Origin of the sequence: Aquipseudomonas alcaligenes (assembly GCF_003205495.1) — a bacterium.
GTDB classification, from domain to species: Bacteria; Pseudomonadota; Gammaproteobacteria; order Pseudomonadales; family Pseudomonadaceae; genus Aquipseudomonas; species Aquipseudomonas alcaligenes_B.
Genome location: NZ_QJRX01000006.1, coordinates 324,633 through 338,667, shown reverse-complemented (window position 1 = coordinate 338,667; position 14,035 = coordinate 324,633). Strand labels below are relative to the sequence as shown.

Genomic DNA, 14,035 nt, shown 5'->3' with positions numbered 1-14,035 from the left:
ATAATGCCAGTACCTCGCCATGTCCCGGCTGCCCCTTCCGCGGCGGGACCGCAGTAGACAAGGACGCCCCTCGGAAGGGCCGAGAAGAGCTCTCAGCGTGACAGACTTCAGGATCGAGCAATGGCGTGCCTGGGCCCCCGGCCTGGACAGCGCAGACGACTGGTGCGCCTGGCAACAGGCCGGATTCGCCCCGCAGGACGGCGGCGAACAGCCCGACGTGGGCTTTCTTCCGGCCCTGCAGCGCCGGCGCCTGAGCCGCCTGGCGCGCATGGCCTTCCACGTCGCCTGGCCGCTGGCCGAAGCCGCCGGCCCCATGCCCCTGGTCTTCGCCTCGCGCCATGGCGAAACCCCGCGCACCCTGGCCATCCTCAGCGACCTGGCCCACGACGAGCCGCTCTCGCCCACCCAGTTCAGCCTCTCGGTACACAACGCGATCATCGGCCTGTGGTCGATCCAGCGCGGCGACACCAGCGAGATGACCGCCCTGGCCGCCGAAGGCGACGGCCTCGAGCAGGCCCTGCTGGAGGCCGCCACCCTGCTCGGCGAAGGCGCACCCGGGGTGCTGCTGATCGTCGCCGAGGAAACCCCGCCCGAGCTGTACCGCGCCTCCATCGACGACGTGCCCTTCCCCTACGCCGTGGCCCTGCTGCTGCGCCCGGGCCACGAATGGCGCCTGGAACTACGCCAGGGCGAAGGCCCGCGGGCACCCTGGCCGCACGCCCTGAACCTGGTCCGCGCCCTGTGTGCCGACACGGACTCCCTGCAACATCACTGGAAACGCCGGCAATGGAACTGGTCGCGCATCAAGGCCTGAGTCGCTACAGCGCGCCCTACTGGTGGCGCCTGATCGCCACCGCGCTGAGCTTCTCGCTGTTCGGCATCGGCGGCGTGCTGCTGCGCCTCGTCGTGTTCCCGCTGCTGGCCCTGCTGCCCGGCGACGCCCTGGTGCGCCGCACCCGCGCCCGCGCCGTGGTCAGCCGCACTTTCTACTGGTTCGTCCAGTTCATGTACCGCAGCGGCGTGCTGACCTACGAAGTCGAAGGCGCCGAGCGCCTGGGCCGCCCGGGGCAGATGGTGATCGCCAACCATCCCTCGCTGATCGACGTGGTGGTGCTGATCGCCTTCATCCGCGACGCCAACTGCGTGGTCAAGCAGAGCCTGTGGGACAATCCCAGCATGCGCGGGCCGATCCGCGCCGCCGGCTACATCAGCAACAGCGGCAGCCTGGACATGCTCGACGAGGCCGCCGGTGCCCTGCAGCAGGGCCAGACCCTGATCGTCTTCCCCGAAGGTACGCGCACCACGCCGGGGCGGGCACCCGAGTTCCACCGCGGCGCCGCCGCCATCGCGGTGCGCGGCGCCAGCGTGGTCACCCCGGTGGTGATCAGTGTGACGCCCACCACCCTGACCAAGGCCGAGCCCTGGTACAGCATTCCGTCGCGTCGTTTCCATTTTCGCCTGCGGGTCGGGGAGGATATCGATCCGCGGCAATTCACCGAGCAGGCTCCGCTGCCGATTGCCTCGCGCAAGCTCAATGACCATCTGCACCAACACTTCATCAAGGAGCTCGCAACAGATGAGCGATCTGCAAACTGAGATCAAGCACCTGATCATCGAGGCCCTGGGCCTGGAAGACATGGCCGCCGAGGACATCGCCGCCGACCTCACCCTGTTCGGCGAGGGCCTGGGCCTGGATTCGGTGGACGCCCTGGAGCTGGGCCTGGCCATCCAGAAGCGCTTCGGCATCAAGATCGACGCCGAGGCCAAGGACACCCGCCAGCACTTCGCCAACGTGGCCAGCCTGGCGGCCTTCGTCGCCGCGAAACAGGCCGCCTGAGGAAGTCCGCGATGCAAAGCCGTGAAGAGATTTTCGCCACCCTGCGCGATGCCCTGGTCGAGCTGTTCGAGCTGGACGCCGAACGCGTGACGCTGGAGGCCAACCTGTACCAGGACCTGGAGATCGACAGCATCGACGCCGTCGACCTGATCGACCACATCAAGCGCCAGACCGGCAAGAAGATCGCCGCCGAGGAGTTCAAGGCGGTGCGTACCGTCGGCGACGTGGTCGAGGCCGTGTTCCAGGTGGTCAACGCCGCCCCGGCCCAAGACTGAAGCCAATGCGAGCCAGTTTCGGATCTTGCGAGCTAGAGCGAGACAAGGCGAGAGCGGCCGAGGCAGCGGAGTTTACGGGCGGTAAATGAGCATGCCGAGGTCGCTTTCAACGCAGGCTCGCCGACGCGCAGCTGATCCCAAACTGGCTCGCCTGTTCGGCCTGCTGCTGGCGGTAGCGGGCCTGCTCTACCCCTTCGCCGTGTACTACGGCATGGAGCACCTGTCGCCGCGCCTGTTCGCCGCCCTGCTCGGCGGCCTGTGGCTGGCGCGCGCCATCAGCCAGCGCGGCCAGCCCGGCAGTCGCTGGATGACCGGTGCCGCCCTGGCCTTCTGCGCCTTGCTCGGCTTGGCCGGCGAGCCGGCGCTGCTGCGCTGGTATCCGGTGCTGATCAGCGGCCTGCTGCTGGCGCTGTTCGGCCTGTCGCTACGCTTCGGCCCGCCGCTGGTCGAGCGCCTGGCGCGCCTGCGCGAGCCGGAGCTGCCGGAGCACGCGGTGCGCTACACGCGCAAGGTCACCCAGGTGTGGGCGCTGTTCTTCCTGCTCAACGGCCTGGTGGTGATCGCCCTGACCCTGTGGGCGCCGCTGGCCTGGTGGACGCTGTATACCGGGCTGATTTCCTACGCCCTGATGGGCCTGTTGTTCGCCGCTGAGTGGTTGATCCGCCAGCAAGTAAGGAGACATGGATGACCTGGCTGCCGCTCGCCGAGCTGCTGCTGCACCCCCTGAGCAACCGCGCCGTGGCGCTGGAGCCGGCGCTCGACCACGCCCAGCTGCAGCAGCGCGCCCTGCGCCTGGCCGGCGCCCTGCAGGCACGCGGCGTGCGCAGCCTGGCGCTGTACCTGGAGGATGCCGGCGACCTGGCCATCGCCCTGCTCGGCGCCTGGCGCGCCGGTGTGCGCGTGCTGCTGCCGGGCGATGCCCAGGCACAGAGCCGCCAGCGCCTGGGCGCCCAGGTCGACCTGTGGCTGGACGAGCTCGATGGCCTCGATGGCGAGGCGCTGCCGCCCGCCGCCCTCGACCTCGATGCCTGCCGCCTGGTCCTGTGCACCTCCGGCTCCAGCGGCGAACCCAAGCTGATCGACAAGTCCCTGCGCCAGCTGGCCAACGAAGTGGAGGCCCTGGAACAGCTGTGGGGCCGCGACCTGGCCGGCGCCACCATCTTCGGCAGCGTCGCCGCCCAGCATATCTATGGCCTGCTGTTCCGCGTGCTCTGGCCGCTGTGCGCCGGCCGCCCGTTCTGCCGCCGCGCCCTGCCCTTCCCCGAGGACCTGCAACGCGAGAGCCTGGGCCAGCCGGCCTTCGCCTGGGTGGCCAGTCCCGCATTGCTCAAGCGCATGGGCGACAACCTCGACTGGCAGGCCCTGGGCGCGGTGCGCCGGGTGTTCTCTTCCGGCGGCGCGCTGCCGGCGGAAGTCTCCGCCGAGCTGGGCAGCCAGCTCAGCCAGCAGCCGACCGAGATCTACGGCAGCTCCGAGACCGGCGGCATCGCCTGGCGCCAGGGCGGCGAGCTGTGGACGCCCTTCGCCGGCGTCGAACTCTCCCTGAACGCCGAGGGCGCCCTGCGCATCGCCTCGCCCTACCTGCCGGCCGGGCATGTCGAGCAGAGCGCGGACGCCGCCGAGCTGCAGGCCGATGGCCGCTTCGCCCTGCGCGGACGCCTGGACCGCATCGTCAAGCTGGAAGAAAAGCGCATCTCCCTGCCCATGCTGGAGCAGGCGCTGGCAGCCCACGAGTGGGTGGCCGACGCCCGCCTCGGCGTGATCCAGGAAGGCCGCGCCTTCCTCGGCGCCCTGCTGGCGCTGAGCCCGGCCGGCCTGCACGCCCTGCGCAACCAGGGGCGCAAGACCGTCACCGAGACCCTACGCCAGCACCTGGCCGGCTACTGCGAGGCCATCGCCCTGCCACGCCGCTGGCGCCTGCTGCTGGAACTGCCCTACAGCAGCCAGGGCAAGCTGGCCCAGGCCGAGGTCGAGCGCCTGCTGGCCGCGCCGCGGCCGACCCAGGTCGAGCCGCGCTCGGCCATCGAGCAGGACGGCGAATGGCAACTGGAGCTGGACGTACCGCCGGACCTGGCCCATTTCACCGGGCATTTCCCGCAGACCCCGGTGCTGCCCGGCGTGGTGCAGATCGACTGGGCACAACGCCTGGCCCGCCAGCTGATCGCCGGGCTGCCGCCGCGCTTCTGCGGCATGGAAGTGCTGAAGTTCCAGCAGCTGGTGCGCCCCGGCGACCGCATCCAGCTGAGCCTGCGTTTCGATGCCGAGCGCGGCAAGCTGTACTTCGCCTACCGCAACGGCGAGGCGCCCTGCTCGTCCGGGCGCATCCTGCTGGGGGCCGCCGATGCATAAGGCCTGCGCGGTGATCCCGGTGTACAACCACGAGCACGCCCTGCCCAGGGTCGTGGCGGCGCTGCACGCCAGCGGCTTGCCCTGCGTGCTGGTCGACGATGCGTCCAGCCCGGCCTGCGCGGCGGTGATGGATGCACTGGCGAAACAGGACAGCACCTACCTGGTGCGTCTGCCGATCAACCAGGGCAAGGGCGGCGCGGTGATGGCAGGCCTGCGCGAGGCCGCGCGCCTGGGCTTCAGCCACGCCCTGCAGGTGGACGCCGACGGCCAGCACGACCTGGGCGACGTGGCGCTGTTCCTCGCCACCTCGCGCGAACACCCGCAGGCGCTGGTCTGCGGCTACCCGCAATATGACGCCAGCGTGCCCAAGGGGCGCCTCTACGCGCGCTACCTGACCCACGTCTGGGCCTGGATCAACAGCCTGTCGCTGTCGATTCGCGATTCCATGTGCGGCTTTCGCGTCTATCCGCTGCCGGCCACCCTGGCACTGATCGACGCGGTGCGCCTCGGCCGGCGCATGGACTTCGACACCGAGATCCTGGTGCGCCTGTCCTGGCGCAACCAGCCGATGCTGTGGCTGCCGACCCGCGTGCACTACCCGCTGGACGGCCTGTCGCACTTCCGCCTGTGGCTGGATAACGCGCTGATCTCGAAGATGCACGCCAAGCTGTTCTTCGGCATGCTGCCGCGCGCGCCGCTGATCCTCTGGCGCAGGTGGCGCGGATGAGCAGCGGGAAGGCCCAGCACTGGGCCGGCCAGCGCGAGCGCGGCAGCTTCCTGCTGATGAAGTTCACCGCCGGCGCCGCGCGCCTGCTCGGGCGGCGCCTGCTGGCGCCGCTGCTGTACGCCATCGTGCTGTATTTCTACCTGTTCGGCCGCCAGGCACGGCGCAGCATCTGGCAGTACCAGCGCAACCTGGCCGCCTGGAGCGGCCGCACCGAGCTGCGCCCCAGCCACGGCTCGGTGTTCCGCCAGTTCATGGCCTTCGCCGACGCCCTGCTGGACAAGCTCGACGTGTGGAACGGCCGCCTCGGCCTGGAGCAGGTGAGCCTGGTCGACCCCGAAGGCCTGCGCCAGCAGCTGCATGTCGGCGGCCGCGGCCAGCTGCTGGTCACCGCCCACCTGGGCAACCTGGAAGTCTGCCGCGCGCTCGCCGAACTGGGCGAGAAGGTGCAGATGAACGTGCTGGTGCACACCAAGCACGCCGAGCAGTTCAATCGCCTGCTGGGCGAGGCCGGCGCCAGCCACCTGCGCCTGATCCAGGTCAGCGAGCTGGACCCGGCCGTGATGCTGCAGCTGTCCGAGCGCCTGGAGCGCGGCGAGTGGCTGGCGATCGCCGGTGACCGCGTGCCGCTGCACGGCGGGCGCAGCGTCACGGTGGATTTCCTCGGCCGGCCGGCCGCCTTCCCCCAGGGCCCCTGGCTGCTGGCCGGGCTGCTGCGCTGCCCGGTCAACCTGATGCACTGCCTGAAGATCGACGGCCGCTACCAGGTGATCCTGGAAAGCTTCGCCGACGCCGTGCAGTGGACGCGCCGCGACCGCGACGCGGTAATCCGCGGCTGGGTGCAACGCTATGCCGAGCGCCTTGGCGAACGCTGCCTGAACGCTCCGCGGCAATGGTTCAACTTCTACCCGTTCTGGAATGCCCATGACTGACCACGTGACCTTCGGCGAAGCCCAGCTGACCATCGAACAGGTGGTTGCCCTGTCCCAGCGCAGCGCCCGCGCCCAGCTGCAGGGCGATGCCGCCTACCGCGAGAAGATCGCCAAGGGCGCGCGCTTCCTCGACACCCTGCTGGACAAGGAAGGCGTGATCTACGGCGTCACCACCGGCTACGGCGACTCCTGCGTGGTGGCCGTGCCGCTGCACCAGGTCGAGGCCCTGCCCAAGCACCTGTTCACCTTCCACGGCTGTGGCCTGGGCAAGCTGCTCGACGAGGCCAGCACCCGCGCCCTGCTGGCCGCGCGCTTGCAGTCGCTGTGCCACGGCGTGTCCGGGGTGCGCGTGGAGCTGCTGGAGCGCCTGCAGGCCTTCCTCGAATTCGATGTGCTGCCGCTGATCCCGGAAGAGGGTTCGGTCGGCGCCAGCGGCGACCTGACCCCCCTGTCCTACGTGGCCGCCACCCTCAGTGGTGAGCGCGATGTCATGTACAAAGGCGAACGTCGCAGTTCGGCAGACGTGCATAAAGAACTCGGCTGGACGCCGCTGACCCTGCGCCCTAAGGAAGCCCTGGCGCTGATGAACGGCACCGCGGTGATGACCGCCCTGGCCTGCCTGGCCTATTCGCGCGCCGACTACCTGCTGCAGCTGGCCACGCGCATCACCGCGCTCAACGTGGTGGCGCTGGAAGGCAACCCGGAACACTTCGACGAGCGCCTGTTCGCCGCCAAGCCGCACCCGGGCCAGACCCAGGTCGCCGCCTGGCTACGCCAGGACCTGGCCGTGGCCGAGCCGCTGCCGCCGCTGCACCGCCTGCAGGACCGCTACTCGCTGCGCTGCGCACCGCACGTGCTCGGCGTGCTGGCCGACAGCCTGGGCCTGCTGCGCCAGTTCATCGAGATCGAACTGAACAGCGCCAACGACAACCCGCTGTTCGACGCCGAGACCGAGCGCACCCTGCACGGCGGCCACTTCTACGGCGGGCATATCGCCTTCGCCATGGACAGCCTGAAGAACCTGGTCGGCAACGTCGCCGACCTGCTCGACCGTCAGCTCGCCCTGCTGGTCGACACCCGCTACAACCACGGCCTGCCGAGCAACCTGTCCGGCGCCCCGGCCGAGACCGCGATGATCAACCACGGCTTCAAGGCCGTGCAGATTGGCACCAGCGCCTGGACCGCCGAGGCGCTGAAGAACACCATGCCGGCCAGCGTGTTCTCGCGCTCTACCGAGTGCCACAACCAGGACAAGGTGAGCATGGGCACCATCGCCGCCCGCGACGCCCTGCGCAGCCTGGAGCTGACCGAACAGGTCGCCGCCGCCACCCTGCTGGCCGCCAACCAGGGCGTATGGCTGCGCGAGCGCGCCGGCAAGACCGATATCCCCGCACCGCTGGCCGCCATGCGCGAACAGCTGGCCGCGGACTTCCCGCCGGTGATTGAAGACCGCGCCCTGGAAGGCGAACTGCGCCTGTGCCTGGCGCGCATCCGCAGCCGCCATTGGGGGCTGTATGCGTAAGGAGGGCGTGCTACAGGCGGAGATCGAGCTGGTCGTGCCGTTCTTCGACGTGGACATGATGGAAGTGGTCTGGCACGGCCACTACGTCAAATACTTCGAGGAGGCGCGCTGCGCGCTGCTCGACAAGCTGGGGCATAACTACCGGCAGATGCGCGATGCGGGCTATGCCTGGCCGGTAATCGACCTGCAGCTGCGCTATATCCGTGGCGCTCAGTTCGGTCAGCGCATCCGCGTGCGCGCCGATCTGGTGGAGTGGGAGAACCGGCTGAAGATCAATTACCTGATTACCGATGTGGCGACGGGTGAGCGGATGACGCGCGGCAGCAGTGTGCAGGTGGCGGTAGAGATTGCTTCTCGCGAGATGCTGCTGGCGTCGCCGAAGGTGTTTGTGGAAGCCGTGGAGAGGGCTATTGCGTGAGCTTGTTGAGCCCGGCTGGTTTCCTGCGTTTTATGAACGCTCTGTTTCGCCCCGCCGGGCGAGTTGCAGACTCTTTGCTGCGCTATCGCCTAGCCAACTACCGCAGTAGCTCTTCGCTTTTTGTTGCGCCCCCTCGGGCGCGTCACTTTTTCTTGTTTGCCCAAGAAAAAGTAACCAAAAAGAAGGGCACCCCGACATCCGGCCCCGCCTTCGGCGGGGTTCCCTCCCTCCGGTGCCACTCCGGGGGCCGGCTTACAAGGGCCATCCATGGCCCTTTAAGCCTCTCGCCGCATCCCTGCGGCTCGTCCCCCTGCGCAACACCTCCACTCGGCCTCCTGACGGGGATTTCCGCGCGCCTGATGCAGGGATGCGAAAACGCAAGCCAGCATGCGTCTGCCCGCTCACAACAGAGGATGGGGCCGGGACTGATCCCGTCAGAAGGCCGAATGGAGTCGCTCTGTAAGGGGTTGAGCGGCATGGATGCCGCGAGAGGCGCGATGGGCCAGGGATGGCCCTTCGCGACGTGCCCCTGGAAGAGTGACGGAATGAGGGAAGTCGAGCGCAGCGAGACCCGTATGCCGGGCGTGCTTTCTCTTTGGTTACTTTCTCTTTGCACGAGCAAAGAGAAAGTAACTCGCCCGGGTGGGCGAAACCCGAACCCGAAAGCCAGCTCGACAATTAGCCAAGTAATCAAAGCCGCGAGCCTGCTGCTCCTGAGCATAAGCACCCCACACGCCCAGGCCTTCGACCTGTCCGACCTCAGCGCCCAGCTGGCCAAACCCACGGTTGTGCGCGGTCCCTTCATCCAGGAAAAGCACCTGCGTGCCCTCCCCACCCCGCTGACCAGCCAGGGCCAGTTCACCCTGTCCCGCGACCACGGCCTGCTCTGGCTGCTGCAAAAGCCACTCAAGCAGGACTACCGCATCGCCGACAGCGGCATCGCCCGCCGCACCGCCGAAGGCTGGCAACAGCAGCCGGGCCAAGACGTCGCCGCCCAACAGAGCCGCCTGTTCCTCGCCGTGCTCAAAGGCGACCGCAGCGGCCTGGAGCGTGACTTCGATCTGCAACTCACAGGCGAGCAAGACGCCTGGCAGCTCCAGCTCACCCCACACTCCATGCTGCTCAAGCAGATCTTCAGCGCCATCCGCATCGACGGCGGCGCGCTGGTCGAGCGCATCGAACTGATCGAGACCCAGGGCGACCGCACCGTCCTCAAGATGCCGCAGAGCCAGGCCGGTGATGCCCTGACCGCGCAGGAGCGCGCCGACCTTGTCCCCTAGCCTGCAGAAAAGCCTGCCGCGCCTGTTCGGCGCCCTGCTCCTGGCCCTGCTGGCGCTGGCCGCCTGGCAGTGGCGCAACGGCCCGCCGGTGCAGGCCAGCATGCTCGCATTGTTGCCCAAGGGCGCCGGCGACGAGCTGGTGCAGCAGGCCGAGCAGCGCATGCAGGAGCCGCTATCGCGCGAGTTGCTGATCCTGATCGGTCACCCGCAGCGCGAACGCGCCATCGAGCTGGTACGCGGCGCCGCCGAGCAGTGGCAGGCCAGCGGGCGCTTCGACAAGGTGCAGTGGAGCCTGCAGGCCGATCTCGCACCGCTGCGCGCGCAGTTACTCAACAGCCGCCTGGCCCTGCTGGCGCCGGCCGACCGCCAGTTGCTGATCGAGCAGCCGGATGCCTTTATCCAGCAGCGCGCCCAGCAGCTGTTCGACACCTTCGCCGGCTTCGGCCTGCTGCCCACCGAGCAGGACTGGCTCGGCCTGGGCCTGCGCGCCCAGCAGACGCTCAACCCTGGCAGCCGCATCCAGGCCGACCTCGGCAGCGGCGCGCTGCTGCTGCAGGACGGGTCCACCACCTGGGCGCTGCTGCGCCTGCGCACCCGTGGCGATGCCTTCGATATGCAGGCGCCGCCGCAGATCGCCGCCGCTGTCGCCGAGCTGCGCCAGCAGGTCGAGAGCCAAGGCGGGCAATTGCTGGCGGCCGGTGGTGCGCTGCACGCGGCGGCCGGCCAGGCCAAGGCCACCCGCGAGATCGCCCTGATCGGCGGCGGCGCCACCCTCGGCACCCTGCTGCTGTTGCTGCTGGCCTTCCGCCGTCCGCGCATACTGGTCAGCCTGCTGCCCATGGGCGTGGCGCTGCTGGCCGGCTGCACCGCCTGCGTGCTGGTGTTCGGCCAGATCAACGCGCTGACCCTGGTGCTCGGTGCCAGCCTGGTCGGCGTCGCGGCCGACTACCCGCAGCACTACCTGAGCAAGAGCTGGGGCGATGGCCAGTGGTCGAGCTGGGCCGCCCTGCGCCAGACCCTGCCGGGATTGAGCCTGAGCCTGGGCACCAACCTGGCCGGCTATGTGGCGCTGGCCTTCACCCCCTTCCCGGCGCTGACCCAGATCGCCCTGTTCTCCGCCGCCGGGCTGATCGGCGCCTACCTGTGCTCGGTGTGCCTGCTGCCGGCCTGGCTGAACAATCTGCGCTTGAAACCACCTAGTGGCCTGCGCCACGCCGCCGAGCGCCTGGTGCAGCGCCGCGAACATCTGCTGGCGCGCACCGGCAGCTGGCCCTGGCTGCTCGCCCTGCTGGCCTTCTGCGCCGGCGGCCTGTGGCAGCTGACGCCGCAGAACGACCTGCGCCAGTGGCTGGGCCAGGAACCGCAGCTGATGGCCGAGGCCAAACGCATCGCCGCACTCACCGGGCAGCAGCCCACCAGCCAGTTCTTCCTGGTGCGCGGCGCCGACGAGCAACAGCTGCTGCAACGCCAGGCCGAACTCAGTGAACGTCTGGACGCTGCCATCGCCGCCGGCCAGCTGCGAGGATATCGCGCCCTTAGCCAGCTCAGTGCGCCGGACAGCGAGCTGGCACCGCTGCGTGCCGCGCTGCAGCAGCTGCCGCAGCACTGGCAACCGCTGCTCGACCTGGGCCTGCCGGAAGCCGCACTGCGCGCCGAGCTGGACGGGTTGCTGCACGCGCCGCAGCCGGGCCTGGAGCAGGCCCTGGCCGGCCCGCTGGGCGAAGCCTGGCGGCCGCTGTGGCTGGGCCGTAGTGAGAGTGGAGTAGCCGGTATCGTCAGCCTGCAGGGCCTGAACGACACGGCGCTGCTGCAGCAGGCTACCGCCGGACTGGAGGGCGTGCAGCTGGTCGATCGCCTCGGCGAGCTGAACGGTCTGTTCGCCGCCACCCAGCTCAGCGCCGCCCAACTGAAACTGCTGTCCAGCGCCGCCATCCTCCTGCTGCTGTGCCTGCCCTTCGGCCTCGGCGGCGCACTGCGGGTGATCTGCCTGCCGCTGCTCTCGGCCCTGGCGGCACTGGCCTGCCTGGGCTGGCTGGGCCAGCCGCTGACCCTGTTCAGCCTGTTCGGCCTGCTGCTGATCACCGCCATCGGCGTCGACTACGCCATCCTGATGCGCGAGAACATCGGCGGCCCCGCGGTGAGCTTGCTCGGCACCCTGCTCTCGGCGCTCACCGCCTGGCTGTCGTTCGGCCTGCTGCTGCTCAGCCAGACCCCGGCCATCGCCAACTTCGGCCTGGCCATCAGCCTCGGCCTGCTGTTCTGTTTCCTGCTTTCACCCTGGGCCGCCGCTCGGCCCGCCAAGGAGATACCCGCGTGAGCGTGCTCGGATTCTGGCTGCTGGCCCTGGCGATCTATGCCCTGGTGGCGATCGTCGGCGGGCGCCGGCTGATCCCCATCGTCGGCCAGCTGCTGGTCGCCGCCATCGCCATTCCCGCCCTGCTACTGGTATGGGTCGAACCGCACTGGCAGCTGAGCGCCGCCGACCTGCTGGCGCCGACCTGGCTGAACCTGGCCTATGGCCTGTGCTTCGCCCTGCTGCTGGGCTACATCCTCAGCGACGTGATCGACCTCGACCTGAGCCCGGCCTGCGTGAAGATCGCCCTGCCCAGCTTCCTGGTGCCGATGCTGGCGGGCCTGGCCTGCTCGCTCTGGCTGCTGCCCGGCGAACACGGCTGGTTGAGCGCGGTGGGCATCGGCCTGCTGTTCTCGATCACCGCCATCCCGGTGCTCTACCTGTTCCTGCAGAGCATCGGCTACCCGCTGGAAGCCACCAAGCGCCTGCTGCACGCGGCGATCCTCATGGACTTCCTGTGCTGGAGCCTGTTCGGCCTGGCCCAGGGCAGCAGCCACCCGGCCAGCCTGCTGTGGCCGCTGCTGGCCGCCGCCCTGCCGCTGGGGCTGCGCCTGCTCAAGCTGCGCCACCCGCTGTGCTACAGCCTGCCGTTCTTCGCCCTGATGCTGCTGTTCCAGCAGCTGGGCCTCAACGCCCTGGTGTTCGGCATCGCCTACATGCTGTGCCTGGCCTGGCTGCGCCAGCCCTTCGTCCTGCCGCTGCCGCTGCGCCAGTGGAAGCTGCTGATCAACGGCCTGGCGGTGCCGCTGATCCTGACCTTCGGCGTGCTGCGGGTGGACTTCCATGGCATAGGTCAAGACACCTCCTGGGCGGTCATCGCTATGCTGCTGGCGCTGCCGGTGCTGAGCAAGGTGCTCGGCAGCTGGCTCGGTCTGCACTGGGCCGACCCGAGCGCCGCGGCGCGGGTGAAGTGGCGCGAGAGTCTGCTGCTGAACATCCGCGGCCTCACCGAGATCGTCTTCCTCAACCTGCTCCTGCAGCTGCAGCTGATCGATTCGCTGATCTACTTCGGCCTGCTGCTGATGAGCCTGTTCTCCACCCTGTTGCCGGCGCTGCTCGGCCGGCATGTTCACAACAACGAGGCACGAAGCCGCTATGAAGTCTCCTGAAGTCGAACAACGTCAGATCGTCGTCATCGGTGCCGGCCCCTCCGGCGCCATCGCCGCCGCCATCCTCAAGCGCCAGGGCCACGACGTGCTGGTGCTGGAACGCCAGCGCTTCCCGCGCTTTTCCATCGGCGAGAGCCTGCTGTCGCACTGCCTCGACTTCGTCGAGGAGGCCGGCATGCTCGAGGCGGTGCAGGCCGCCGGTTTCCAGACCAAGCACGGCGCGGCCTTCGCCTGGGGCGAGCGCTACACCGAGTTCGACTTCCGCGACAAGTTCACCGAGGGCAAGGGCTCGACTTACCAGGTGATCCGCGCCGACTTCGACAAGCTGCTGGCCGACCAGGCCGAGCTGCAGGGCGTGGAGATCCGCTACGAGGAAGAGATCTTCGCCGCCGACTTTGCCGGCGACTGCCCGCGCCTGTCGGTGCGCCGCCTGGCCGATGGCCATGAATACAACGTCGAGTGTGCCTTCGTCCTCGACGGCAGTGGCTACGGCCGCGTGCTGCCGCGCCTGCTCGACCTCGACACGCCGTCGTCCTTCCCTATCCGCCAGGCGGTGTTCACCCATATCGAGGACCGCATCGACCCGGCCAGCGGCTTCGACCGCGAGAAGATCCTCATCACCACCCATCCGAAACTCAGGGACGTGTGGTTCTGGACCATTCCGTTCAGCAATGGCCGCTGCTCGCTGGGCGTGGTCTGCGCTGCCGAGCACTACGAGGGCTACCCCAAGGACCTCGACGCCTGCCTCAAGCAGTTTGTCGCCGAGACACCTTCGCTGAGCAAGGTTTTGGAAAACGCCGTGTGGGACACCCCGGCGCGCGCCATCGGTGGCTACTCGGCCAACGTCAAGAGCCTGCACGGCCCGGGCTTCGCCCTGCTGGGCAACGCCGCCGAGTTCCTCGACCCGGTGTTCAGCTCCGGCGTGACCATCGCCATGCGCTCGGCGAGCATGGCCGCCGCCCTGCTGCATCGCCAGCTCGGCGGTGAGACGGTGGACTGGGAGAACGAATTCGCCATCCCGCTCAAGCGCGGCGTGGATACGTTCCGCGTGTATGTGCAGGGTTGGTACGATGGCAGCTTCCAGGACGTGATCTTCTACGAGAAGGCCCAGCCGGAGATCCGCCGCATGATCTGCTCGATCCTCGCCGGCTACGCCTGGGACGAGAAGAACCCCTATGTCGCCGAGCCCAAGCGCCGCCTCGGCGTGCTCGCCGAACTCTGCGCCATGAGCTAAGG

The 14,035-nt window shown here is 68.9% G+C and carries 14 protein-coding genes; all 14 read left to right on the top strand.

Annotated elements, in window-relative coordinates:
• Window positions 1–97: 97 nt before the first annotated feature.
• The 14 genes from DMO17_RS13595 to DMO17_RS13530 all read left to right on the top strand — a co-directional run bounded on the left by DMO17_RS13595 (window position 98) and on the right by DMO17_RS13530 (window position 14,033).
• Window positions 98–814: a beta-ketoacyl synthase chain length factor gene (locus DMO17_RS13595; protein ID WP_258371543.1), complete on the top strand. Its 717-nt coding sequence runs from the start codon at window positions 98–100 to the stop codon at window positions 812–814.
• Entirely contained in the window at window positions 787–1,596 is an 810-nt protein-coding gene (locus DMO17_RS13590; protein ID WP_181418787.1) for a lysophospholipid acyltransferase family protein, read from the top strand. The genes DMO17_RS13595 and DMO17_RS13590 overlap by 28 nt, the downstream gene beginning before the upstream one ends.
• Window positions 1,577–1,837: a phosphopantetheine-binding protein gene (locus DMO17_RS13585; RefSeq protein WP_021698802.1), complete on the top strand. Its 261-nt coding sequence runs from the start codon at window positions 1,577–1,579 to the stop codon at window positions 1,835–1,837. Before DMO17_RS13590 ends, DMO17_RS13585 begins: the two co-directional genes overlap by 20 nt.
• A gap of 11 nt (window positions 1,838–1,848) precedes the next feature.
• Window positions 1,849–2,112 carry an acyl carrier protein gene (locus tag DMO17_RS13580; RefSeq protein ID WP_110683011.1) on the top strand — a complete coding sequence of 88 codons (264 nt, stop codon included), beginning with the start codon at window positions 1,849–1,851 and terminating at the stop codon, window positions 2,110–2,112.
• 142 nt (window positions 2,113–2,254) lie between these two features.
• On the top strand, window positions 2,255–2,800 hold the full coding sequence (locus tag DMO17_RS13575) for a COG4648 family protein (RefSeq protein WP_110683042.1): 546 nt from the start codon (window positions 2,255–2,257) through the stop codon (window positions 2,798–2,800).
• On the top strand, window positions 2,797–4,461 hold the full coding sequence (locus DMO17_RS13570) for an acyl-CoA synthetase family protein (RefSeq protein WP_110683010.1): 1,665 nt from the start codon (window positions 2,797–2,799) through the stop codon (window positions 4,459–4,461). Before DMO17_RS13575 ends, DMO17_RS13570 begins: the two co-directional genes overlap by 4 nt.
• Window positions 4,454–5,188 carry a glycosyltransferase family 2 protein gene (locus DMO17_RS13565; RefSeq protein ID WP_110683009.1) on the top strand — a complete coding sequence of 245 codons (735 nt, stop codon included), beginning with the start codon at window positions 4,454–4,456 and terminating at the stop codon, window positions 5,186–5,188. The genes DMO17_RS13570 and DMO17_RS13565 overlap by 8 nt, the downstream gene beginning before the upstream one ends.
• Window positions 5,185–6,117: an LpxL/LpxP family acyltransferase gene (locus DMO17_RS13560; RefSeq protein ID WP_110683008.1), complete on the top strand. Its 933-nt coding sequence runs from the start codon at window positions 5,185–5,187 to the stop codon at window positions 6,115–6,117. Before DMO17_RS13565 ends, DMO17_RS13560 begins: the two co-directional genes overlap by 4 nt.
• Window positions 6,110–7,639: an HAL/PAL/TAL family ammonia-lyase gene (locus DMO17_RS13555; protein WP_110683007.1), complete on the top strand. Its 1,530-nt coding sequence runs from the start codon at window positions 6,110–6,112 to the stop codon at window positions 7,637–7,639. The genes DMO17_RS13560 and DMO17_RS13555 overlap by 8 nt, the downstream gene beginning before the upstream one ends.
• Window positions 7,632–8,057 carry an acyl-CoA thioesterase gene (locus DMO17_RS13550; protein WP_110683006.1) on the top strand — a complete coding sequence of 142 codons (426 nt, stop codon included), beginning with the start codon at window positions 7,632–7,634 and terminating at the stop codon, window positions 8,055–8,057. Before DMO17_RS13555 ends, DMO17_RS13550 begins: the two co-directional genes overlap by 8 nt.
• A gap of 677 nt (window positions 8,058–8,734) precedes the next feature.
• A complete protein-coding gene (locus tag DMO17_RS13545) occupies window positions 8,735–9,337 on the top strand; it encodes an outer membrane lipoprotein carrier protein LolA (protein WP_258371548.1) in 603 nt (200 codons plus the stop codon).
• Complete coding sequence (locus DMO17_RS13540) at window positions 9,327–11,654, top strand: MMPL family transporter (RefSeq protein ID WP_110683005.1); 2,328 nt, start codon at window positions 9,327–9,329, stop codon at window positions 11,652–11,654. Before DMO17_RS13545 ends, DMO17_RS13540 begins: the two co-directional genes overlap by 11 nt.
• Window positions 11,651–12,799: a cation:proton antiporter gene (locus tag DMO17_RS13535; protein ID WP_110683004.1), complete on the top strand. Its 1,149-nt coding sequence runs from the start codon at window positions 11,651–11,653 to the stop codon at window positions 12,797–12,799. Before DMO17_RS13540 ends, DMO17_RS13535 begins: the two co-directional genes overlap by 4 nt.
• Window positions 12,786–14,033, top strand: a complete 1,248-nt coding sequence (locus DMO17_RS13530) for an NAD(P)/FAD-dependent oxidoreductase (RefSeq protein ID WP_110683003.1) — start codon at window positions 12,786–12,788, stop codon at window positions 14,031–14,033. Before DMO17_RS13535 ends, DMO17_RS13530 begins: the two co-directional genes overlap by 14 nt.
• Window positions 14,034–14,035 lie beyond the last annotated feature (2 nt).